Annotated in this window: 15 protein-coding genes and 2 pseudogenes; 5 read left to right on the forward strand and 12 right to left on the reverse strand. The window is 69.6% G+C overall.

Annotation, left to right across the window (positions count from 1 at the left end; genetic code table 11):
* Window positions 1-6: 6 nt before the first annotated feature.
* The 5 genes from AB0D59_RS44190 to AB0D59_RS44210 all read right to left on the reverse strand — a co-directional run bounded on the left by AB0D59_RS44190 (window position 7) and on the right by AB0D59_RS44210 (window position 6,331).
* Complete coding sequence (locus AB0D59_RS44190; RefSeq protein ID WP_362577141.1) at window positions 7-1,080, reverse strand: Zn-dependent alcohol dehydrogenase; 1,074 nt, start codon at window positions 1,078-1,080, stop codon at window positions 7-9.
* Complete coding sequence (locus AB0D59_RS44195) at window positions 1,077-2,558, reverse strand: aldehyde dehydrogenase (RefSeq protein WP_362577143.1); 1,482 nt, start codon at window positions 2,556-2,558, stop codon at window positions 1,077-1,079. Before AB0D59_RS44195 ends, AB0D59_RS44190 begins: the two co-directional genes overlap by 4 nt.
* Window positions 2,555-3,754, reverse strand: coding sequence for an FAD-dependent oxidoreductase (locus AB0D59_RS44200; RefSeq protein WP_362577145.1), 1,200 nt, complete (start codon window positions 3,752-3,754; stop codon window positions 2,555-2,557). The genes AB0D59_RS44195 and AB0D59_RS44200 overlap by 4 nt, the downstream gene beginning before the upstream one ends.
* Window positions 3,755-3,766: 12 nt before the next feature.
* Window positions 3,767-5,032 (reverse strand): cytochrome P450, encoded by a 1,266-nt coding sequence (locus tag AB0D59_RS44205; protein WP_362577146.1) that lies wholly within the window; start codon window positions 5,030-5,032, stop codon window positions 3,767-3,769.
* 645 nt (window positions 5,033-5,677) lie between these two features.
* Window positions 5,678-6,331 (reverse strand): TetR family transcriptional regulator, encoded by a 654-nt coding sequence (locus AB0D59_RS44210; RefSeq protein WP_362577171.1) that lies wholly within the window; start codon window positions 6,329-6,331, stop codon window positions 5,678-5,680.
* Between the two features lie 276 nt (window positions 6,332-6,607).
* Here AB0D59_RS44210 and AB0D59_RS44215 point away from each other — a divergent pair, with 276 nt between their 5' ends.
* From AB0D59_RS44215 to AB0D59_RS44225, 3 genes and pseudogenes are all read left to right on the forward strand, one after another.
* A complete protein-coding gene (locus AB0D59_RS44215) occupies window positions 6,608-8,086 on the forward strand; it encodes an MFS transporter (RefSeq protein ID WP_362577148.1) in 1,479 nt (492 codons plus the stop codon).
* A 603-nt stretch (window positions 8,087-8,689) separates the two neighbouring features.
* Window positions 8,690-8,821: pseudogene (locus AB0D59_RS44220) on the forward strand (histidine kinase dimerization/phosphoacceptor domain-containing protein); the annotation flags it as partial.
* A 188-nt stretch (window positions 8,822-9,009) separates the two neighbouring features.
* Window positions 9,010-9,333, forward strand: coding sequence for an ATP-binding protein (locus tag AB0D59_RS44225; RefSeq protein WP_362577150.1), 324 nt, complete (start codon window positions 9,010-9,012; stop codon window positions 9,331-9,333).
* Here AB0D59_RS44225 and AB0D59_RS44230 read toward each other — a convergent pair.
* From AB0D59_RS44230 to AB0D59_RS44245, 4 genes are all read right to left on the reverse strand, one after another.
* Entirely contained in the window at window positions 9,272-10,324 is a 1,053-nt protein-coding gene (locus AB0D59_RS44230; RefSeq protein ID WP_362577152.1) for a PHB depolymerase family esterase, read from the reverse strand. The two genes, AB0D59_RS44225 and AB0D59_RS44230, sit on opposite strands and share 62 nt — an antisense overlap.
* Window positions 10,325-10,519: 195 nt before the next feature.
* Window positions 10,520-11,287: an SDR family oxidoreductase gene (locus tag AB0D59_RS44235; protein WP_362577153.1), complete on the reverse strand. Its 768-nt coding sequence runs from the start codon at window positions 11,285-11,287 to the stop codon at window positions 10,520-10,522.
* Between the two features lie 72 nt (window positions 11,288-11,359).
* Window positions 11,360-12,973 (reverse strand): hypothetical protein, encoded by a 1,614-nt coding sequence (locus AB0D59_RS44240; protein ID WP_362577155.1) that lies wholly within the window; start codon window positions 12,971-12,973, stop codon window positions 11,360-11,362.
* Window positions 12,970-14,808 carry an NAD(P)/FAD-dependent oxidoreductase gene (locus AB0D59_RS44245; RefSeq protein ID WP_362577157.1) on the reverse strand — a complete coding sequence of 613 codons (1,839 nt, stop codon included), beginning with the start codon at window positions 14,806-14,808 and terminating at the stop codon, window positions 12,970-12,972. The genes AB0D59_RS44240 and AB0D59_RS44245 overlap by 4 nt, the downstream gene beginning before the upstream one ends.
* Window positions 14,809-15,142: 334 nt before the next feature.
* On the opposite strand from AB0D59_RS44245, the gene AB0D59_RS44250 reads away from it, so the two are divergent.
* Complete coding sequence (locus tag AB0D59_RS44250) at window positions 15,143-16,627, forward strand: family 43 glycosylhydrolase (RefSeq protein ID WP_362577159.1); 1,485 nt, start codon at window positions 15,143-15,145, stop codon at window positions 16,625-16,627.
* Between the two features lie 106 nt (window positions 16,628-16,733).
* Here AB0D59_RS44250 and AB0D59_RS44255 read toward each other — a convergent pair whose 3' ends face one another.
* Together AB0D59_RS44255 and AB0D59_RS44260 are read right to left on the reverse strand one after the other, a co-directional pair.
* Window positions 16,734-17,936: a family 1 glycosylhydrolase gene (locus tag AB0D59_RS44255; RefSeq protein ID WP_362577161.1), complete on the reverse strand. Its 1,203-nt coding sequence runs from the start codon at window positions 17,934-17,936 to the stop codon at window positions 16,734-16,736.
* Window positions 17,933-20,194 (reverse strand): glycoside hydrolase family 3 C-terminal domain-containing protein, encoded by a 2,262-nt coding sequence (locus AB0D59_RS44260; RefSeq protein WP_362577163.1) that lies wholly within the window; start codon window positions 20,192-20,194, stop codon window positions 17,933-17,935. The genes AB0D59_RS44255 and AB0D59_RS44260 overlap by 4 nt, the downstream gene beginning before the upstream one ends.
* Window positions 20,195-20,374: 180 nt before the next feature.
* Between AB0D59_RS44260 and AB0D59_RS44265 the strand changes: the two genes are divergently transcribed.
* Entirely contained in the window at window positions 20,375-21,835 is a 1,461-nt protein-coding gene (locus tag AB0D59_RS44265) for an MFS transporter (RefSeq protein ID WP_362577165.1), read from the forward strand.
* A gap of 1,063 nt (window positions 21,836-22,898) precedes the next feature.
* Here the strand turns inward: AB0D59_RS44265 and AB0D59_RS44270 are convergent.
* Window positions 22,899-22,969, reverse strand: a pseudogene (locus AB0D59_RS44270) (phosphoribosylglycinamide formyltransferase); the annotation flags it as partial.

Below are 22,969 nucleotides of genomic sequence, written 5' to 3' on the forward strand. Positions count from 1 at the left end.
CCGTGGCTACACGATCACGGTGCGGACACCCTCCCCTCGTTCAAGCAGTTCGATGCCCTCATTGACCTCGTCGAGCGTGATGCGCCGGGACACCATCCCGCCGAGATCCAGCTGGCCGGTCTCCGCGAGGCGGATGAAGCGGGGGAAGTCCCGCAGGATCTGGGAGCCGCCCACGACGGAGCCCTGGATCCGTTTGCCGGTGAAGATGGCGGACACTGCCGGGATGGTCAGGGTCGCGTCCCGTCCCGCGGGCATCCCGATGTAGGTCACCGTGCCCTCCAGCCGTGCCATGTCGAAGGCCTGCACCAAGAGTTGGGGCAGTCCGACCGCCTCGAAGGTGTAGTCGGCGCCGCGCCCGTCGGTGAGGGCACGGACTTGCTCAATCGGATCGGCGTCGGCGGGGTCGACGGCGTGGGTGGCACCCACCCGCAGGCTCGCTTCGCGCCGGCCCGGGGACAGGTCGATGGCGATGATGGTGGACGCGCCGGCGATGCGCGCACCCTGGATGACCGACTGGCCCACGCCTCCGCAGCCGATGACGGCCACGCTCGATCCGGGCTTGACGGCGGCCGTGTTGAGGGCGGCGCCGAGGCCGGTCGTCACGCCGCAGCCGAGGAGGGCGAGTTGCTCGTCCGGCAGGTCGGTCTGTACGGGCACGATGGTCGCCTCGTCCACGACCATGGCCTCGGCGAACGAGCCGCAGCCGCAGAGGGCCGACGCCTTCTTCCCGTCCGGCAGGTCGTAGCGGGGTATGAACCTCAGCGCTTTTCGCTCGCAGTGCTGGGACATCGTGTTGATACACCACCAACACAGCCCGCAGGCGGGCGAGACGCAGGCGAGCACCCGGTCGCCGACCACCACCCGGCGCACCTCGGGGCCGACGGCCTCGACCGTGCCGCAGGCCTCGTGGCCGGGCACCATGGCATCGGGCCGGCCGGGGTGGTTGATCGAGGTCAGGTCGGTGTGGCAGATGCCGCTGGCCGCGACCCGCACCAGGACGTCCCGCGGCCCGATGGCCGGGGTGGGCAACTCCTCAAGGACCAGCGGTTTGTTCGGCTCGTACGCCACGGCGGCCTTCATCGTGGATCTCCCTTCGTGGTCGGAACGAGCGTGGGGGGAACGCCGATGGTGTGAGGTTCGAGGTACTGGTGCAGACCCTCGATGCCGAGCTCACGGCCGATACCCGATTCCTTGAAGCCGCCGAAGGGGACGAACGGCTGAGGGGGAACAGCGCCATTGACCACGGTGCCCCCGGTACGCAGCCTCCGGGCGATCGCCAGGCCCCGTGCGGGGTCACCCGCCCACACGGTGGAGAACAGCCCGTACCGGGAGTCGTTGGCGATGCGGACCGCGTCGTCGTCGCCGTCGTGCGGAATCACGCTCACGACCGGCCCGAAGATCTCCTCCTGCGCCACCCGCATCGAGTTGTCGACATCGCCGAGGATCGTCGGCTCGACGTACCACCCCTTGGGCAGATGACTCGGGCGGCCACCGCCGACGACGACCTGGAAGCCCTCCTCGGCCGCCAGCCCGATGTAGCCCTCCACACGGTCGCGCTGCCGCTCGGCGACGAGCGGGCCCACCACGGTCGACGGATCGTGCGGATCCCCGACGGGGATGCCCGACGCGAGGGCCGCGCCCGCCTCGAGCGCCTGCGCGTACCGCTTCCGGGGCACCAGGATGCGGGTCACAGCCGCGCACACCTGCCCGGAGTTGTGCATGCTGGCACGGACCATGTTGGCGGTGATGGTCTCCACGTCCGCGTCATCGAGGACGAGCGCCGCGGACTTCCCGCCGAGTTCGAGGGAGACCCGCTTGACCCGCTCGCCACACAGGCTCATGATCCGCTTGCCCGCAGCGGTCGAACCGGTGAAGGCGATCTTGTCGGTGCCGGGGTGGGTCACGAGATGCTCGCCCACCTCGCGGTCGCCGGGCACGACGTTGACCACTCCGGCCGGTACGCCCGCCTCGTGCAGCGCCTCGGCGAGGATGTAGTTGCTGAGCGGCGACTCGGGCGGCGGCTTGAGTACGACGGTGCAGCCGGCCGCCAGCGCCGGGGCAACCTTCCACGCGGCCAGTGTCACTGGGGCGTTCCAGGGCACGATCGCCCCGACCACGCCGACCGGGTCCGAGACCACCAGGCCGACGCGGTCACCGGAGCGCACCACGCGGTCGAACTCGAAGGTGCGGATCAGCTCGGCGTAGTAGTCGAACACCGGGGCGATCGTCCCCGTCTGGAGGGGCGCCTGGCTGCTGGCCACGCCCATCTCCTCGGTGAGTACGCCGGCGATCTCGGGGTTGCGCTGCCGCAACAACTCGGCGGCGCGGTCCAGGACGTCGGCTCGTTCGTCCGGTGTCATCCGGGGCCACGGTCCGTCGTCGAACGCGGCGCGGGCGGCGGCCACGGCGCGGTCGATGTCCTCGAGGGTCGAGACCGGTACCTCGCCGACGACCTCCTCGGTCGACGGAGAGACGACCTCGAGGACGCCGGTCCCCGCAGGTTTGACCCACTCGCCTCCGATGTAGAACTCCCGCCGGTACATCAGGTGGTCTTTCACGGCTCCTGCCTTCCTTCTTCGGTGCGCTTGCCGGGGTGGGGAGCGTGGTCGACGACGAGTTGACGGAGTGTGCGCAGCTCGCGGTGGCTGTTCCAGCCGAGCACTCCGACGACCTTGCCCTCATGGCCGTAGGCGGCGACGAACTTGCGGTCCTCCGGGCTGCCGTGCACAACCGTCACATCCGCGTGTTCGGGGAAGATGCCGTAGGCCTGGATGCGGGCGTCGTACTGGTCGCTCCAGAAGTAGGGGACGGGGGCGAAGGGGCGCTGTTCGCCGAGGATGTTGGCGGCCACGGCCATGCCCTGCTCGGTGGCGTTGAGGCGGTGTTCGACGCGCATGCGCACGCCGAAGTGCGGGTTGTGCCAGGACGCGACGTCCCCGGCGGCGTAGATGCCGGGAGCGGCCTGGCATTCGGCGTCGCACTCCACGCCGTTGCCGAGGGTGAGACCGGAGTCGGCCAGCCAGCCCGTGGTCGGTGTGGACCCCACGCCGACCACGACCACGTCCGCGTCGAGCTTCGTGCCGTCGGCCAGTTCGACGGCGGCCACTCGCCCGGCGGATTCCACGAACCGGGCCACGCCGACACCCAGGCGCAGGGCGACCCCGTGATCGCTGTGCATCCGCCCGACGAGTTCCCCGATCCCGTCGCCGAACTGACGGCGCATCGGCACCGGCAGCGGGTCGACGAGCGTGACCTCCAGGCCCATGGTGCGGGCCACGGCTGCCACTTCGGCCCCGAGGAAACCGGCGCCGACCACCACGGCCTTCGCCCCGTCCAGCAGGTCGGCGCGCAGCGCCAGGGCGTCGTCGAGGGTGCGCAGGACGTGCACGCCTTCCAGGTCGTCGCCGGGCAGTCGGCGCGGGGTGACGCCGGTGGCGATCACCAGGGCGTCGAATGCGACGCGGTCACCGCCGTCCAGCAGGACCTTCCGCCCGGTGGTGTCCAACCCGACTGCTCTGCGCCCGAGTCGGAGTTCCGCGTCGAGCTTGTCGATGGCCTGGTCGTCGCGCAGTCGCACCCGCTCCGGCTGCCAGGCTCCGGACAGGACCTGTTTGGACAACGGCGGCCGGTCGTACGGGAGATGCGCCTCGTCTCCGACGAGGGTGAGTCTGCCGTCGTATCCCTTGTTGCGCAGGGCTTCGGCCGTGGCCAGTCCGGCGGCCGAGGCACCCACGATCAGCACATCCCTGTGCATGGACGTCACTCCCTACCAGGTCACGGGCAGCTCGTAGGCCCCGTAGACGAACCCGTCGTGCTTGAACGGGATCTCCTCCAGGTCTGCGGCGAGCGCCAGGGTGGGGATCCTCCGGAGGAGGCTGGGGTAGACGACCTGCAGCTCCATTCGGGCCAGCGGCTGCCCCAGGCACTGGTGGATCCCGTAGCCGAAGGTCACGTGACGGCGGGCGTCACGCGTGATGTCCAGCCGGTCGGGGTCGGGGAAGACGGACGCGTCCCGGTTGGCGGTCTCGTTGACCGTGATGATGCCTTCGCCCGCGCGGATGACCTGGCCGGCGATCTCGATGTCCTCCAGCGCCACCCGCCGCAGTCCACCGTGGGTGATCGTGATCCAGCGCAGCAGCTCGTCGACCGCGGAGGCGATCAGCTTCGGATCGTCGCTGTCGCGCAGGAGGGCCAGCTGGTCGGGGTGCTGGAGCAGGGTCAGCGTGCCCAGCGTGATCATGTTCGCGGTGGTCTCATGCCCCGCGAACAGCATCAACACCCCCATCTCGGTGGCTTCCTCGCGGGTCAGCTCGCCGGCCTTGATCCGCTCGGCGAGCCCGGAGAGCAGGTCCTCACCGGGCTTGGTGAGCTTCTCGCCCAGCAGCCCGTCGAGGTAGTCGAGCAGCTGCTGGCGTGCCGCGAGCCGGTCTTCGCCGGACGTGTGCCGGTTGATGATGGCCGTGCTGTTGGTCTGGAAGAAGTCGTGGTCGTCGTAGGGCACGCCGAGCAGTTCGGAGATCACCAGCGACGGCACCGGCAGCGCGAACGCCTCGACGAGATCGGCGGGCTTCGGGCCGTCGAGCATCTTGTCGATCAGGTCGTCCACGACCCGCTGGGTGGGCGGACGGATCGCCTCGATTCGCTTGATGGTGAACGCGGACGTCGCCATCCGCCGCAGTCGGTTGTGTTCGGGATCGTCCATCATGATGAAGCTCATGCCGATCGTGCTCTTGCCCTGCTTCCGCAGGGCCTCGGCCATCGCGGCCTCCCCTGCGGAGAGCTTCGGCGCCCCAGGACGCATGGGATCCACGCTGACCCTCAGGTCGGACAGCGCCGCCCGGTGCGCGTCATAACCGGTCACCAGCCATGCGGTACTGCCGTCCCACAGCCGGATCCGCGTCAGCGGGCCCTCTTCCTGCCGCGCCCGCATGGCCGGTGCCGGGTCGAGCGGACACCGGGCGGGCCTGCTGATGTCGTACTCCGGGATCCCGGCCGGGGTTCCACTCGTCGAACTGCCTACTGCACTGGTCACTGCTTCCTCCTGCTCGTGAAACGGCCATCGAGAGATCGCCGAGCTGTCGTACGCGTGGCTCAGGTGGGGGTGCATGTATCGGCGCACAGCCATGGCGGTACGCGCGTCGGGTGGGCGGCTGGTCGGCGAGGTCCTGGAATGAGAGGTCGCTGATCTGCCGCATCGTCGGGGGTGCGAGGGGCTCCTCGAACGCGAGATCCCGAGCAGAGATGATGGGGCTGCCCAGGGGAGACAGCTGTTCAAGGGTGCGAGCGCGCCGGGCCGTTCACCCGGTCCACGCATCGACGCGGCCTACGCACGGACCGCGGCGTTGTTCCCCTGCCTGGCGGCCAGAGTGATATGACGGATGCCGACCGATTGCACCGCGTGTCCGGTGAACAAGCGCTCCACCACGTTCAGTATCAACTGACCTGCTGTGTCCGCGCGTTCGGCTCGTGCCGTCTTTCCAACCGTGGCCGTCCGACGGCCACTGCCGTGAACCAGCACAAGGTCCGTCTGTTGCCGCTTCGGGCCATCCGGTCTCCTTCGACTCGACGCCCCCGGAGATCCAGGCAACACCACTCAGCAAATTAAGTCAACCCGTTGATTTAAATCGCCGGGAATCCCACCTCGGACACATGGACTCAGGCCGAAATGGGTCGGCAGTCAGCCTTCCCGCGTGACCGGCGCCTGCCACAGGGCGGCGACGGCGTCGATCAGGCCGTTCGCCGCCTCGCGCCAACTGGCGCGGAAAGTCGGCTCGCCGTCCGCAAGGGCACGCTCACGCTCGGCGACCATCTGCGTGACGAGATGGCGCGTCATGGCGGTGCGTTCGGCATGCACCTCGGCCGGCAGGTCGGGCAGACAGCGATTCAGGCCCTCCTGCAGCTTCTGCACCGACGGCGAGGCGGCCGCAAACTCCTCGGTCGTGACCGCACGCAGGGCCGGGTCAGCCGTGACCTGGGCGATGAACCGGCCATACCAGCTGGGGGCACCCAGAGCCTCCACATGCTCGGTGACGGGACGGACCGCACAGGCCACCCAGTCGCGCAGGTCGGCGGAGTCGCCGATGTCGGCCAGCATGCGCAGACGGCCGGCCTCTATCCCCTCGGCATGCCTGCGGGCGATGGCGCGCACCAGATCGATCTTGGTGCCGAAGTGATAGCTGACCGCGGCGTTGTTGCCCTGCCCGGCGGCCTCGCTGATCTGACGGTTGGCGACCGCATGCACCCCGTGTTCGGCGAACAGCCGCTCCGCCGCGCCCAGGAGAGCCTCCCGCGTCGCACTGACCTGTTCGTCCCGTCGCATCCTGCTGGTCATCATCACCACCGCTTCGGGACATCACACCGGTCCGCGAGGGCCCGTCCCCCAGGCCACCGCAGATCCTCGACCGGGTCGGCGAGGTCAAACGACGAAAGCGTACGCAATGACACAGCCAGTTAAGGTCACCCTCCTCCACGACCTCTCCTCGCGGCGTTGGCGCTGAGTTCGGCCAGCTCGACTTGAACACGGCCAATCCTCGGGGTACATTTTAAATCAACGCGTTGATTTAAGCTAGCGGATACCGACATCTTCCTGCTCAGACGGAGACCAGCCATGTCCGACACCCCCACCCGCCCCGCGGACACCACGACGTCCGCACCCCCGAATCCGAACGTGATCGTGGCGGTACTGGCCTTCGCCGGGATCGTGGTCTCACTGATGCAGACCCTCGTCATCCCGATCGTCCCGGAACTGCCGAAGTACCTGAACGCCTCGGCCTCCGACACCGCATGGGCCGTCACCGCCACCCTGCTCGCCGCCGCCGTAGCCACCCCCATCGCCGGCCGCCTCGGCGACATGTACGGCAAGCGCCGTATGCTCCTCATCAGCCTCGCCGCGGTGACCGCGGGTTCGTTCGTCGTCGCACTCAGTGACTCCCTCACCCCGATGATCATCGGACGCCTTCTGCAGGGTCTGTCCGCCGGCGTCATTCCCCTCGGCCTGAGCATCATGCGTGACGAGATGCCGGCCGAGCGCCTCGGCGCATCCACCGCCCTCATGAGCGCCTCCCTCGGCATCGGCGCCGCCCTCGGTCTGCCCATCGCCGCCTTCGTCGCCGACAACTTCGACTGGCACACCCTCTTCTGGGCCTCCGGCGTCCTCGGCGCCCTCTCCCTCGTACTCGTCCTGGTGCTCGTACCCGAGTCCAAGGTCCGTACCGGCGGACGCTTCGACCTGCTCGGTGGCATCGGCCTGGCTGCCGGACTCGTCGCCCTGCTGCTGGCCATCTCCAAGGGCGGCAGCTGGGGCTGGGGCAGCGCCACCACCCTCGGCCTCTTCGCAGCCGCGGTGATCGTCCTGGTCGCCTGGGGCTACTTCGAATTGCGCACCACCCAGCCGCTGGTCGACCTCCGCACGACCGCCAAACCCCAGGTCCTCTTCACCAACCTCGCCGGCCTGGCGTTCGGCTTCTCCCTCTTCGCCCTCCAGCTGATCGTCCCCCAGCTCCTGCAGCTGCCCAAGCAGACCGGCTACGGCCTCGGCGAGAGCCTGCTGACTGTCGGCCTCGTCCTCGCGCCCCAGGGACTGGTCGTCATGATCGCGGCTCCCATGTCCTCAAAGATCTCCAAGGCCTTCGGAGCGAAGTACACGCTGATGATCGGCGCCGTCATCGTCGCCGTCGGCTACGCCCTCAACATCTTCATGATGAGCGAGGTCTGGGAGCTGGTCCTCGTCTCCTGCATCGTCGGCGCCGGCGTCGGCTTCGCCTACGGCGCCCTGCCCACGCTCATCATGAGCGCGGTGCCGGTATCCGAGACGGGATCCGCGAACGCTGTCAACACCCTGCTGCGCTCCATCGGCAGCTCGCTGGCCAGCGCCATCTGCGGCGTCATCGTCTCCCAGATGACCATCAACTTCGCCGGCCACGCCCTCCCCTCCGAGAACAGCTTCAAGGTGATCATGGCCATCGGCTGCGGCGCCGCCCTCCTCGCCCTGCTCCTGGCCTCCTTCCTCCCCCGCCGGCGCGCTGACGCCACCGCGCACGGGGCCGCCGCCGAAACGGCCGCCGAGGCGGCCCCCCAGAAGGCATAGGCACACCGGTGGACAGGCGCCCCCCACCATGGTCAACAACCCGCAGCGCTATCCCCACAGTCACCGCCGCGCGATGGACACGGCCGCCTTCACCGCTCTCTTCGCCTGCTCCTTCCCCGGCAGTCTCGTCACGGTCCCAGGCCACCACCTGGGCGCCCCTGGTGGCCGGCCGTGCTGCTGACCAGCGTCTCCTGCACCATTCTGCTGGGGCTCCGCGGCCGTCCCCGCACCACTGTGGTCCTCACCCTTCTGTGCGCCCTGGCCGTGGCCGCACTCGGATACATCGCCACGATCCTGCTGCTCGGACCGCTCAAGGTCGCCCTGTACTCGCTGGCCACCGACGCCACCCGCAGGACCGCGTACGCCGTCGCCGCCATCGCCATCGCCATCGCCTCGCCGGCAGGAACGATACTTCTGGTCAGCACCACCGACACGCCCCTGATACTCAAGCTGGTCGGCCCCGCAGCCTGGCTGCTGCTGCCCACCTTCCTCGGCACCGCCCGTCGGCTTTACCTGGCCTACCTGGCGGCCGTCCAGGCCCGTGCGGAACACGCGGAACGCACCCGCGAGGAAGAAGCACTGCGCCGCGTCACCGAGGAACGCATGCGCATCGCCCGCGACCTCCACGACGTCGTCGCCCACCACCTCGTCCTGGCCAACCTCCAGGCCAGTACCGTCGCCCGGCTGCTTCGCACACACCCCGCCGAGGCCGACCGGATCTCCACCGACCTCACCAGAACCACCTCCAGGGCACTCAGCGAACTCAAGGCGACCGTCGGTCTGTTGCGCAGCGCGGATACCGCCGACAGCACGGACAACGCCGCGGGACCCGCTCCCGGACTCGCCCGACTGCACGAGCTGGTCGCCTCGTTCAGAAGTGCCGGGCTCACAGTCACGGTCATCGCCGAAGGAGACCCCCGCCGGTGTGCGCCGGAACGGACGTCACGGCGTACCGCATCGTGCAGGAGGCGCTCACCAACGTCACCAAGCACGCCGACACCCGCTCGGCAGAGGTACGGCTCGCCTTCAGCGATGACCGACTGCTTCTCACCGTCACCAACGGCGGTACCGAGAAAGCCGCCGCTCCGGCCGGCAGTTTCGGTCTCCTCGGCATGCGCGAGCGAGCCCTCTCCATCGGCGGCCACCTTCGCGCCGCCTACCGCCCGGAAGGCGGCTTCGAGGTCGTCACCGAACTTCCGCTGCACTCGCATGAAGCAGTGGGTGCCGCTCGAAGAAGTGCCACATGACGTCGGTGGCGTTCACCTCGGTGGACACCTTCCCGAGGCCTGGGAACGCAGCCGGATAGGGAGAGCCCGGCCAGGTGTGTCCGCCGTCCGCTATCACGTACATGCTCACGTCGGCGCCCCGACGGCAGGCCCGGTAGGCGCTGAGCGTGACGTGTTCGGTGAGCCGCGTATCCCGCGGTCCGATGCGACAGCCGTCGAGTTCCGCCCAGCGGTCGAAGGCCGTGGGCACCGAGTACTGCCAGTACGCAGGACCACCACCGGTGTAGGGATTGACCATGTCCTCCTGTCCATGGAAGGCCAGGACGGGGACCGGTCGCGAGGGGGCACAGCCTCCGGGGTCCGGGCGGGTCGGGTCGGAAGTGTCGGGGTTCCCGGCCCGCAGGCCCGCGACCGGGGCAACGGCGGCGATACGGTCGGCCAGCCGGCAGGCGAGAAGGGAGGCCATCCGGGCACCGCCGGAGAAGCCGGTGGCGTACACCCTTTCCGGGGCGACACAGAAGCCGTCGGAGATGGCGCTGATGGTGTCGGACAGGAACCGGACGTCGTCGCGGTCGTCCGGAGAGGGCAGCTGACCGGAGGTGTCCGGCACGCCGGGCAGGACCCAGGTGTAGCCGCCCTGCGAACCGGGCTGTCGAGTACCGCCGTTGGGTACGGCCACCAGGAACCCGTGCTGGTCTGCGGCCCTTTGCATGTCGCTGATGGTGAGCTGGTCGATCCCGTTGGAACCGCTGCCGTGCAGGTTGAGGACGAGAGGGACGGCGTGCCGCCCGGTGTACCCGCGGGGAACGTACAGCGAGACGGGGTACGTGGTCCCGGCGGAAGGGACGGAAACGCTGGTGAGGCCGGGCTCGGCGGGTACGCAGCGGGGTCCGGCGGATCGGACCGGTTCCTGAGCATCGGCCGGTGCCGCGACGGCCGTGGGGAGCGCGAGGGCCGCCGCGGCAGCGAGGAGGACATGTGCGAGACGTATGTGTGCGGGACGTTGGAGCACCTGCGTTTCCTTCCTGGACAAGCGACAGGGGGACGCGAACGCGTCCGGCGGCAGGTACGACCTGCCTGACCCCGGGGACGCGATCAGGCTGACCGGACCATCGCCGCGGGCTCGTCCCGCGCGTGCCGTGGCCGCTCGACGACGAACAGGGGCGATGGCCGCGGCGTTGTCACCGCCGTCGGTGTCGAAGGCGCCTCAGACAGCGGCCCAGCCGTCGTCGACAGGGAGGACGGCGCCGTTGACGAAGGAGGCGGCGTCGGAGGCCAGGAAGACGATGGCGGCGGCCTGTTCCTCCGCCGAACCCAGTCGACCGATGTTGGCGCCGATCAACTGGCCTATGACAGCGGGTCCATGGGCTTCCTGACCGGCGTCCACCCGGATGTTGGTCGAGGTGGGACCGGGGGCGACGGCGTTGGCGCGGATGCCCTGCCCCCGGTACATGACGGCCAGGTTCTTCACCAGGCCGACGATGCCGTGCTTGGACGCGGTGTAGGCGGCGCCCGCAGCGCTGCCGCGCAGACCGGCCTCGGACGCGGTGAAGACGATCGAGCCGCTGCCCGCGGCGAGCATGTGCGGCAGGACCGCACGGGTCAGCAGGAACGGTGCCGTCAGATTGATCCGGATGACCCGCTCCCACTCGGCGTCGTCGGTCTCGCCCAGCGCGGACATGCGGTCCATGATCCCGGCGTTGTTCACCAGGACGTCCAGGCGGCCGAAGGCCTCCATGGCCCGCACGACGACCGTGTCCACCACCTGCTGGTCGCTCAGGTCACCGACGACCGCGAGGGCGACTCCCCCGGCTGCGTCGATCTCCTTGACGGTCTCTTCGGCGCCCGCCCGGTCGAGATCCGCGACCAGAACCTTCGCACCTTCCTGCGCGAACTTCAGGGCCGTGGCCCTGCCGATTCCGGACGCGGCGCCGGTGACGACGACACCGCGACCTTCAAGACCCGTACTGATCATGTGCTGCACCATTTCTCTGTGGACTGCTGTGGACTGTCTGCGGTCTCTCCGTGAGCCTGTCTGCGGCGCCGGTCACGTCTTCAACTGCCACACACTCCCTTCGCCGTTGGCCGACAGCAGGAGGGAACCGTCCGGGGCGACGGCGAGGCCGGCGAACGGGCGTGGCGAGCCGGTCATGCCCTGGGTGAACAGCGCGGGTTCGGCGCGGGGAACGGTGTCGGTGGGCCATCCGACCGGCAGGTCCTCGGCATCCACCCTGGTCTCGCCTGTGGTCAGCGAGACGGTCCGCAGCCTCCGGTGTTCGACCTCCACCGTGAACAGCTCGTCGCCGCGGACTGCCAGTCCCTGCGGTGCGCCGAGCCCGTCCGCGACGACCTCCGTCGTCCCGTCCTCCTTGATCCGGAGCACCGCCCCGAGCCGGTCGTCGCTCACATAGCAGCGCCCTACGGTGTCGAAGGCCACGTCCACGGGGTGGTCGAGTCCTTCGGTGAGCACGGTGACGGTGTCGCTGTCGTCGACGGCCACGACCCGGCCGGCGCCCGCCTCGGCGACGACGAGCGAACCGTCCGGCCCCACCGTGACGCCGACGGGCTGGTCGAGTCCGGTCGCTCGTTCCCGTGTGGTCCCCAGGTCGGGGTCGTAGGTGTGGACATCGCCGTACTGCGACGTGAAGTGCACGAAACCGCCCGCGTTGGTGACCCCGTGCACGAACGGCGGCAACAGGGTGTGGGAGGTGATGTCGCCCTCGTCGGAGGGCCCCGGGCTCGCCAGCCGGTAGTGGTCGCCCACGTACACCGCGCCGCCGAGGTCGACCGTCACGCCGTAGGGGCCGTCGAGGCCGCGGGACACGACCTCGCGGGTACGCCCGTCGGGGTGCAGCTCGGTGATGCCTCCGCTGGCGTAGCTGGAGACGAACATGCGGTTCTCCGCGTCGAAGGCCGCGTTGTCCAGGCCCACGAGGCCGCTGGTGACGAGTGTCCGCGAGCCGCTGCCGTGCAGGTCGATCCGGGTCACGATGCCTTCCGCGCCCCGGGACAGGACATGCAGGACACCACCCTGGTCGAAGCGGACCGCGACCGGCTCGTGCACGTCCTCGGCGGCCATCTCGGGCACACCGCCGTCCGGCGGGATCCGCCAGACCTGGCCCGTCATCATGTGCGGGTAGTAGAGCCAGCCGTCGGGGCCGAGTTGCATGGCGTTGCCGAGCGCGAGCCCTTCGGTGAGCACTACCGCTTCGCCGCCGTCCGGGAACAGCTCCAGCAGACGGCCGCCCGGCCGCATCTCGTTGACGAAGAGCCGGTCCCCGACGCAGGTAATGCCGTTGGGCACCGTCACCTCGTCCGAGACCAGGGTGTACTCCCCGTCCGGGCTGCGCCGCCACACCCTGCCGGGGACCAGGTCGGCGATGTACATCGACCCGTCCGCGCCGAAGGCGAGGTCGTCCGGCGACTGCACGGGGCCGTCCATCGGCACGATCACGTCGACGTCCCAGGTGGCCGGGTCGACGGCGCTGATCTGCCCGCCGAGGAACTGGGCGACGTACAGCCGCCCGTCGGGGCCGAAGGCGACGCCGTTCGAACCCCACAGCCGGTTGGGCGGATTGAGCCGCCGTGGCTTCCAACGCCCGCTGGTAGCAGACGGGTTGTCGGTCGTCTCGCCGAAGCGACTGGTGTACGTGCTGGTCACGCCCGCTCCGCCTCCACGAGCACCTCGTCCAAGCCGCCGTTCTGGCGCCAGCGTCGGAGCAGTTCGTGGAAGGCCACCGGTCCGTCGGCGTATGCCTCGTTCCGCTCCCGGGGCATGCCCTCGTTGTTGTAGTAGCCGGGGGTGCACTCGGCCTGGAACTTGTGCAGGTCGGGCGCGTTCTTCCGGAGTGTGTCCAGCCAGGCGTCCTGGGCCTCGGGGCTGGGCTCGACGTACCGGGCCCGCCGCTCCCGGGCCTGCGCTACCACCTCGGCGACGTGGGTGGCCTGTTCGTCGAGGATGTGGACGAAGTTCACGGAGGCCGCGTTCTGCAGGGGGCCCAGCTGGAAGAGGTTGGGGAAGCCGTGCGTGTAGAACCCGTGGAGTGTCTTCGGGCCCTGCGACCAGGCCTCGAACAGATGGATACCTTGCCGCCCGTACACGGGGAGTTGTCCGGAGAGGATCCCCGAGATGCCGGTCTCGAAACCGGTCGCGAAGATGACGCAGTCGACCTCGTACTCCGCGCCGCCGACCACGACGGCGTTCTCGGTGATCCGCTCGACGCCGTGCGTGTCGGCGGTGTCGACAAGGGTGACGTTGGGCCGGTTGAAGGTCTGCAGGTAGTTGTCGCTGAACGTGGGCCGCTTGCACATGTAGCGGTACCAGGGCTTGAGCTTCTCGGCCGTGGCGGGGTCCTCGACGATGGCGTCGACCCGGGCGCGGATCCCGTTCATCTTCTGGAAGTCGGCGAGTTCGTAGGCGCGTTCGCGCTCCTCGGCCGGCACGTCCACGTAGGCGTTCGTCGGGATGAGCTTCTCCTGGAGCCGGGCGCTGCTGGTCCAGGCGTCGTTCACCAGGTCCTCGTCCGTCCGGATGCCGGTGACGACCTGGAGGAAGTTCTCCGTGCGGTGCCGCTGCCAGCCGGGCTTCAGCGACCTGGCCCAGCCCGGGTCGGTGGGGCGGTTGTCCCGTACGTCGACGGAGGAAGGCGTGCGCTGGAAAACGAACAGGTGCTCCGCGTCCTGTCCCAGGTGGGGCACGACCTGGATGGCCGTCGCGCCGGTGCCGACCAGGGCGACGCGCTTGTCGGCCAGCTCGTGCAGGCCGCCGTTCGCGTCACCTCCCGTGTAGGCGTAGTCCCAGCGGCTGGTGTGGAAAGTGTGGCCCTTGAAGGTCTCGATGCCGGGGATCCCGGGGAGTTTGGCCTGGCTGAGCGTTCCAGTGGAGACGATCACGTAGCGGGCCCGGATGCGGTCGCCGCGGTCGGTGGCGACGGTCCACTCCGACTCGGCGTCGTCCCAGCGGAGTTCGGTCGCCTGCGTCTGGAAGCAGGCGTTGTCGTAGAGATCGAAGTGCCGGGCGATGGCCCGCGCGTGCTGTCGGATCTCCTCCCCCGGCGCGTACCGCCACTGGGGGACGTAGCCGACTTCCTCCAGCAGCGGGAGGTAGATGTACGACTCGATGTCGCAGTGGATGCCCGGGTAGCGGTTCCAGTACCAGGTGCCGCCGAAGTCGCCGCCCTTGTCGATCACCCGGACCGATTCCACGCCCGCCTGTCGCAGCCGGGCCGCGGCGAGCAGACCGCCGAACCCGCCGCCGACGATCACCGCCTCGACCTGGTCGTGCAGCGGCTGTCGCGTGAACTCCGGGTCGGCGTAGGGGTCTTCGGCGTAGTAGCCGAACTCGCCGCCGGCGCCCTGGTACTGGGCGTTGCCGTCGGGGCGGACGCGGCGGTCGCGTTCGGCGCGGTAGCGGGCCCGCAGAGCCTCGGGGTCGAAGCCGAGGTCACTGTCCGAGCGGGGATGGGTGGGGCTGGAGGAGGTGTGGGGGGCGGACATCAGTGTCCTCTTCCTCTCTGCGGTCCTTCGGGGCTGGCGCCCAGGCCGTCGTGGCGGGGGCTGTGGCTCGTCGCCCCCGCCGGCCGACGTCGCCGAGCGGCTGGCCGGCCGGCCGACGGGGGTCTCACGGCACGAACGGCGCGGTCCACGCTCGTTCGGCCGTGCCTCTGATGGGCCTGTCAACTGCGGAAGTCGTCGAACGTCGGCTCGCCGTATGTCCGAGACACGTCTCGACGACCACGTCGCGAGCATCAAAAATCTATCATCCAAAAAATTTAGTGGCTAGGGTGCCCGCAACACCCCCTCACGACCGCACATCGAAGGGCCGCCGCACATGACCGCCAACATCAACCCGATCCTCCCCGGCTTCCACCCGGATCCCTCCATCTGCCGGGCCGACGAGGACTACTACCTGGTGACCTCCAGCTTCGAGTACTTCCCCGGGGTCCCCGTCTTCCACAGCCGTGACCTCATCGAGTGGGAGCCGGTCGGCAACGTCCTCGACCGGCCGAGCCAGCTGCGGGTACGCCGGGGCCGGGAGGGTGCCAACGCAGGCATCTACGCACCCACCATCCGGTACCACGACGGCGAGTTCTGGCTGGCGACCACGAACCGGGACGACGTCATGAAGGGCCACCTCATCGTCCGCGCGAGCGACCCGGCAGGGGAATGGAGCGACCCCGTCCACACGGCCGGGGCGATCGGCATCGACCCGGACCTGGCCTGGGACGAGGACGGCACCTGCTATCTGACGTGGTCGCTCCCGGGAGGCATCGCCCAGGCCACCGTGGACCCGGCGACGGGCAAGGTTCTCTCCGAGCCGCGCATCATCTGGACCGGCACCGGCCTGGCCCACACAGAGGGCCCGCACCTGATCCGGCGCGGTGACCTGTGGTACCTCCTGGTGGCCGAAGGCGGCACGGGTCCGGGACACGGGGTCTGCGTCGCACGGTCGGACTCCCCCTCCGGCCCGTGGGAGCCGCACCCGGCCAACCCGATCCTCTCGCACCGCAGTACCCAACATCCGGTGCAGAACACCGGTCACGGCGACATGGTCGAGCTGCCCGACGGTTCCTGGGCGATGGTGCATCTGGGCGTGCGCCCGCGCGGGTCGTTCCCCGAGTCCCACGTCAACGGGCGCGAGACCTTCCTCACCGGCGTGGACTGGGTGGACGACTGGCCCGTGGTCGTCGAGGACCGGTACACCGTCCCGGAGGCGCCCACCGCCTTCACCGACGATTTCGACGCCCCGGAGCTGCACCCGCGCTGGATCGCGCCGGGCACCGACCCGCGCTCCTTCGCACTCGCCGGCCTGGGCGAAGGCCTGCGTCTGCTGGCCGGCCGGGTGCCCGCCGCGACGGACGCCGAACGGCTTCTGGCCGTCCGGGCCCGCGACGCCTCCTGGACCGCGACCGCGACGCTGCCGGAGGGCGACGCGGCCCTGGTCGTACGGATCGACGACGCGCACTGGGCCGCGGTGGAACGCCGGCGCGGCACCCTCTCGGCCCGCGCGGTCGTCGGCCCGCTCGACCAGGTACTGGCCACCGCCGACGGGATCGCGACGCGGCGCCCGCTGGCCCTCCGCGCGGTCGCCCACACCGAGCAGTACAGCTTCGCCAAGGGACCGGACGAGATCCATCTCGGCTACCTGGCCGACGACGAGTTCCGCACGCTCGCCACCATCGACGGGCGCTACATCTCGACCGAGGTCGCCGGAGGCTTCACCGGTCGGGTGATCGGCGTCGAAGCCCTCGGTGCGGACGCACTCCTCACCCGCTTCACCTACGCTCCCGAGTCGGTCCCGCCCACCGCGCCCTGACGCCTCCGCCTCGTGCCCTTGGCTCACGCCGGGGCGGTCCGGATGAGTTGATCCGGCCCGCCCCGACAGCCCGAGGACGACTAATTGTCGTAGGCCGCCCCCTTCCTCACACCCCCGTCTCCAAGGCGCCGCCCTTTCGGGCTATGTCACCGAGCCGGGCCAGGCTCGGCTTGGGCGTGCGCTCGAACGTCTCGCGGTCGACTGCGATCAGCCCGAACGTGGGTGCCCAGTGGCCCCATTCGAAGTTGTCCAGCGCCGACCAGTGCAGGTACCCGCGGACGTCGATACCGTCGGCGACCGCGTCGTACAGGTGCCCCAGTGCCTCGGTCGTGTAGGCGATCCGGCGCGTGTCGTCGGTGGTGGCGATGCCGTTCTCGGTGACGAGCAGGGGGATGCCCTCCGTGGCCTCCCAGGCGTGCCGCAGCGCAATGCCGAGGGCGTCGGGCCGGTACGCCCAGCCGGTCAGGGTGTTGTCCGGGTGCTCGGGCGCGGGAACGATGCCGTCCTTGTCCACCAACTGGCTCGTGTACGACTGGACGCCCAGGAAGTCGTCCCCGCGGGCCCCGTGGTGGTAGAGGTCCTCCCACGCCCATCGCAGTTCGGCATACAGCTTCTCGCTGCCGGGCGTGGGGACGAGCGCCTGCTGCGCCACGGTCCAGCCGACCTTCGCCGAGGTGCGCTCGCGCACGACGGACACGGCGGCGCGGTGGGCCCGCACCAGAGTCTCGCCGATCTCCACGCTGGGTGACGGCATCCGCATGCCCGCGCCGAGGTTGATGTCGACGCCCTCGGCCACGGCCGCCGACATGCCGCTCATCAGGGCCAGGATGTTCGGCTCGTTGATCGTCACGACCCAGTTGACGTCGTGGAGGATCGTGCAGGCCTGCTCCACGTACCGGGCGAACCGGTCGACGGCCGTCGGGCTCGTCCAGCCGCCCTCGTCCGTGAACCAGCGGGGGTTGCTGAAGTGATGCAGGGTGACGACCGGTTCGAGGCCGAGGCCGCGCGCGGTGTCGATCATGCGGCGGTAGTGGGCGAGCTCGGCCTTGGAGAACTCGCCGGGCTCGGGCTCGATGCGGGCCCACTCGATGCCGAACCGGTAGGCGTTCAGGCCGGCTTCGGACAGCAGCCGCATGTCCTCGCCGTAGCGGTGGTAGCTGTCGAGGGCATCACCGCTGAGCTCCAGGCGGCCTTCGCTCTGGCGCTCCATCCGCCACCAGTCGCTGTTGAGGTTGTTGCCCTCGATCTGATGCGGTGAGGTGGACGCACCCCACAGGAAGTCGGGGCGAAGGTCGGGGGTGCGGCTCATCGGGTTGCCTCCAGGATCTCGGTCAGGTCGTCGGTGGACACGGGGACGCCAGGGAAGTGCAGGTACTGTCGGGCCGGGATGGACGCCACCATGTCCATCAGGTCGCTGTTGGCTTCCGCCTGAAGGCGCTGTTCCTCGGTCGCCCCGGCCATGAGCGCTTCTTGAAGCAGCGGGCCGGCCACCGGGTGGGCGAACCAGTCGCCGATGGCGGAGTCCAGGGACAGAGGGGTGGCATCGGCGTCGCCAGTGAGAGTGAAGGTCTGTTCGGCGACGATGCGGGCGGCGCTCTCGCCGATCTGCACCGTGTACGCGCCCGGGGCGACCGTCCAGCGGCCCCCTTCGATGTCGTAGTAGGCGAACGCGCGGCGCCCCAGTGGGAGTTCGACGGTGCGGGACTCGCCCGGACGCAGGGTGACCTTGGTGAAGGCGCGCAGTTCGCGTGCGGGACGGCGGACGCGGCCGTCGGTGGTGGCGACGTAGACCTGGACGACGTGCTTGCCGGCCCGCTCGCCGGTGTTGGTCACCCGCAGCCGGACGGTGGCGGTGTCGTCGCTGGTGACGTCGACCGACAGCTCCGCCGTCTCGAAGGTGGTGTAGCTCAGCCCGTGTCCGAAGGGGTAGCGCACAGCACGTCCGACGGTCTCGTAGTGGCGGTAGCCGACCATCACGCCCTCGCCGTAGCGGACATGGCCCGCTTCACCGGGGAAGGTGAGGTAGCTGGGACTGTCCTCCAGCCGCAACGGGATGCTCTCGGCCAGGTGGCCGGACGGGTTGACGGCGCCGGACAGCACGTCCGCGAGGGCACCGCCCGAGGCCTGCCCGAGGAGCCAGCCCGCCACGATCGCGTCGACGTCGTCGTGCCACCCCTCCAGGGACACCACGCCGCCGGTCGAGAGCACGACCACCGTGCGGGGGGCCACGGCCGCCACCGCGCGCACCAGTTCCACCTGGTCCGCGGGCAGGTCGAGGTGCTCGCGGTCGGAGCCCTCGGTCTCGCCGCGCAGACCGACGAAGACCACGGCGACCTCGGCCTCGCAGGCGGCCCGTACGGCCTCCTCGCGCAACGCCTCCGCGTCCGCTCCCCCGCCGGTCGTGAACCCGGCCGCGTAGGTGACGGGGTGGTCGAGGGCCTGGATCGCCTCCAGCGGGGTGTCGACACGGGTGGCGTTGATGAGCGAGCTGCCACCTCCCTGGAAGTGCGGGTCGGCGGCGAACTCGCCGATGACAGCGAGGCGTACTCCCTCCGCGAGCGGCAGGGTGGACTTGTCGTTCTTCAGCAGGACTATGCAGTCCGCGGCCAACTCGCGTGCCAGCTCGTGGTGTTCGGCGGGTACGGCCGCATCGGCCATCGAGGTGACGGCCAGTTCGGCGGGCACAGCAGGATCGGGGTCCGCCGTCACGGCCAGATCAGCGAGTGCGGCCACACGCCGTACGCTCGCGTCGACCAAAGCCTCGTCCAGCACGCCCTCGCGCACCGCCCGTACGATCGCCGCGTCGTGGGCGGCGTCCGGACCGGGCATCTGCAGATCAAGGCCCGCGGCCAGTGCCGCCACCCGGTCGCCGACGCCGCCCCAGTCCGAGACGACCGCGCCCTCGAAACCCCATTCCGAGCGCAGGACTTCGGTGAGCAGCCATTTGTTCTCCGAGGCCGGGACGCCGTTGATCCGGTTGTAGGCGGCCATGACGGCGGCAGGGCGCGCCTCGGTGACGACACGCTCGAAGGCTGCCAGGTAGATCTCGCGCAGGGTGCGCTCGTCGACGTCGGCGCTGACGCGCATGCGGTCGGTCTCCTGGTTGTTGGCCGCGAAGTGCTTGACGGTCGCGCCCACGCCCTGGGCCTGGAGGCCCCGTACGAACGCGGCGCCCAGGACGCCGGAAAGGAGCGGGTCCTCGGAGTAGTACTCGAAGTTACGCCCGCACAACGGGGACCGCTTGATGTTCACGCCGGGGCCGAGGACGACTCCGACACCCAGCGCACGGGCCTCCCGGCCCACCGCCTCCCCCACGCGTGCGGCGAGTTCGGCGTCCCAGCTCGATCCGACGGCGACGGCCGGGGGGAAGCAAGTGGCTGGCTCGCTCGCGTGGAAGCCCAGGTGGTCGGCGCCGGCCTTCTGCCGGCGGATGCCGTGCGGGCCGTCGGTCAGCACCACCGCGGGCACGCCCGCCTCGTCGAGCGGCTGGGTGGACCAGAAGTCCCCTCCTGAGAGCAGGGATGCCTTCCTCTCCAGGGGGAGAGTGGCCGGATCGGGCTGCTGCATGGATGGGATCCCTTCCGAGGGCGACGACGGCATCGCAGGTCCGGGGGGCCAGGGGGGTCGGCCACCTCAAGGTCACAGAAATGTTTCCGTGTCGAAAATCTATCACTCAAAAAAATTAGGAGCTAGCCTGCGCGCTGGGAGCACAAGGGCTCCACCCGTACGAAAGGCCGGGGTGCCGCCATGACACTCAACGTCGAGTCACCGCACCAAGAAGAAGCCGGGAAGTCCGGTTTCGGCGCGCGGTTCGCACTGATCCTGATCGCACTGCTGTGGGCGTCCCAGCTGAACGGCCTCGTCGGCCTGATGGGCTCGAACGCCCAGTCCCAGATCGCGATTCACTACCACACCACTGAGATCGCCTGGTTCACCCAGATCAGCTCGCTCGTCGGCATCTTCTCCACGCCGTTCGTCGTGAAGGCCGCCGGGATCTACGGCAAGAAGCGCGTGCTGCTCGTCATCACCGCGCTCGGCCTGGCCGGCGACCTGATCGCCGCTGTCTCCACCAACTACGAGACACTGCTCACCGGGCGCGCCGTCTCGGGCTTCTACGGCCCCTCGATCGCGCTCGTCTACGCGATGGCCCGGGATGTGTTCCCGCGCCACCTGGTCGGTCCGGCCAGTGGTTTCCTCGGCGGCGGCATGGGAGTGCTGGCGCTGGGCGGGCCGTTCCTGTCCGGATGGGTCCTCGACGACTTCGGATACCGCGGCGTCCTGTGGTTCATGGTGGCGGCCACCGCGATCAGTCTGCTGGCCCTGCTGTTCATCGTGCCCGAGAGTTCGGTGCGCGAGGCCCGTACGCCCCTGGACTGGGTCGGTGGGATCCTGCTGGGCGGCGGTCTGACGTCCATCATCTACGGCGTCGGCAAGGGCGCCGAGTGGGGCTGGACGAGCGGCGACACGCTGGGCTTCATCGGAGGCGGCCTGGTGGCCGTGATCGCCTTCGTGCTGGTCGAGCGCAGGGTCGCCCACCCGTTGTTCCCCATATCCTTGCTCGCGCGTCGCCGGGTGTGGTCGACCTTCCTGGTCACGGCCCTCGCCATGGGGGCGGTCTACGCCCAGGGCACCGTGCTGAACCTGCTGGTGCTCATGCCGAAGATCCCGGGCCTGTCCGACGGCCTGGGCTGGACCGCCACGAAGAACGCCTGGGTCGGCGCGCCCACCAGCGTCCTACTGATCGCGACCTCGGTGGTGACCGGCGTTCTCGCCCGGCGCGTCGACTCACGCGTGCTGCTGGCCATCGGCGGCACCCTGGTGACCGCCGCGGTCACCCTCATGTCCCAGTTCCACTACGGCGTCGGCCAGCTCATGGCGATCGGGGTGCTCAGCGGGCTGGGCATGGGCATCGTCGTGGCCCTGGTCCCCATCATGGTCATCGAGTCGATGAAGCCGGAGGAGCAGGCGCTGGGCAACGGCGCGCAGAACATGATGCAGGGCGTCCTGCAGAGCGTGCTCACCCAGGTGGCCTTCGTCGTCGTCGCGCAGAACAGCAACGTGATGAAGGGCACCGCCTTCTACGTCGACGACAGCTTCACCAACGGCTTCCTGCTGTTCGCCGGCGTGATAGCGGTCGCCACCCTGCTCATCGCGCTGATCCCCAGGTCCAAGACCCTCGACGAGGTGGAGGTCGGCCAGGCGGCCTGACCCCTCCCCGACCGCGGTCCTCCTCCTGTCCCCGTAGCCACTCGGCCGGCTCCGTCTCCCCGACGGAGCCGGCCGAGGCCACGAAGATCCGCACTTCCTCCAGCCGGACAGAGCCGCCGTACTCACCCTGGCGAACGCCGACCAGACTGCCCTCTTCACACCGCCGGGAGACCCATGCCGTCCCACAATCCCGAATCCGCGCCCGCCGACCGGCAGCAACAGCGCACACAGGGAAGCTGACCTGGTTCGTCACCACGCCGCACGCCCCATGGCGCAAGCAGCGCGGGCCGGCGGCAGGAGCTGTCACGGCGCCCCCCGACGTCATCGTGCCGACCAGTGAGCTCACCTCCGGGTCCCGCAGCACTTCCTCGACCAGGCCGGCGTCGCCTCGTTCGAGAGTGCCGAGAAAGACCTCAACGCCTCGCTTCTTCTTCTCGGGCCCCAGGTGCCGGACTCGTGCGGGGCGTCGGCTTCCAGTGGGGCGGCAATCGTGCCGTCGCGGCGGTCCACAGCAGTCACCCCGAGTTGCAGATTTACCAGACCGAACAGGAATGCGGCGACTCCCGCAACGACTGGCGTCACTGCAGCTACGCCTGGACGCAGCTCAAGCACTACCTGGACAACGGTACGAACCTACACGTACTGGAACACAGCACTGCCGGAAGGCGGCCGGAGCACCTGGGGCTGGACGCAGAACTCGCTCGTCACCGTGGACCCGGCGGCGAACTCGTTCACCTACAACCACGAGTACTACCTGCTCAAGCACGTCGGCGGCTTTGTGGCACCAGGCGCGCGTGTGCTGGACACGTTGAGCCTGAACGGCTACGAGAACCGGTTGGCCTTCGTCAATCCGGACGGGAGTGTGGTGTTCGTCGTTCACAACGACATGGCCGAGGAGATGGCCGTGCGTCTCATGGTCGACGACCGGATGGTCGAAGTGACGTTCCCGGCCGGCTTTCAGCACCTTCCTCGTACCACCGGGCATCTGAGAGCCTGCGGGCGGCCTCTGAGGAGGCCCCGCTCCGCGGCTCCCTCCGAGGCTTGTTGCTCTCGGCGGTGGCGGTCACTGGATAACTACCTTTCGTCCCTCAATGCGATGGCCGTTGCGAGCGATCCGCCCCACGACCTCGACGA

Source organism: Streptomyces sp. NPDC048417 (genome assembly GCF_040651615.1).
Taxonomy (GTDB): domain Bacteria; phylum Actinomycetota; class Actinomycetes; order Streptomycetales; family Streptomycetaceae; genus Streptomyces.

Bases quoted from the DNA above. Each gene is read 5' to 3' on its own strand.
- AB0D59_RS44190 (WP_362577141.1), bottom strand. From the start codon at position 1,080: ATGAAGGCCGCCGTGGCGTACGAGCCGAACAAACCGCTGGTCCTTGAG.
- AB0D59_RS44200 (WP_362577145.1), bottom strand. From the start codon at position 3,754: ATGCACAGGGATGTGCTGATCGTGGGTGCCTCGGCCGCCGGACTGGCC.
- AB0D59_RS44210 (WP_362577171.1), bottom strand. From the start codon at position 6,331: ATGACCAGCAGGATGCGACGGGACGAACAGGTCAGTGCGACGCGGGAG.
- AB0D59_RS44215 (WP_362577148.1), top strand. From the start codon at position 6,608: ATGTCCGACACCCCCACCCGCCCCGCGGACACCACGACGTCCGCACCC.
- AB0D59_RS44235 (WP_362577153.1), bottom strand. From the start codon at position 11,287: ATGATCAGTACGGGTCTTGAAGGTCGCGGTGTCGTCGTCACCGGCGCC.
- AB0D59_RS44245 (WP_362577157.1), bottom strand. From the start codon at position 14,808: ATGTCCGCCCCCCACACCTCCTCCAGCCCCACCCATCCCCGCTCGGAC.
- AB0D59_RS44250 (WP_362577159.1), top strand. From the start codon at position 15,143: ATGACCGCCAACATCAACCCGATCCTCCCCGGCTTCCACCCGGATCCC.
- AB0D59_RS44255 (WP_362577161.1), bottom strand. From the start codon at position 17,936: ATGAGCCGCACCCCCGACCTTCGCCCCGACTTCCTGTGGGGTGCGTCC.
- AB0D59_RS44260 (WP_362577163.1), bottom strand. From the start codon at position 20,194: ATGCAGCAGCCCGATCCGGCCACTCTCCCCCTGGAGAGGAAGGCATCC.
- AB0D59_RS44265 (WP_362577165.1), top strand. From the start codon at position 20,375: ATGACACTCAACGTCGAGTCACCGCACCAAGAAGAAGCCGGGAAGTCC.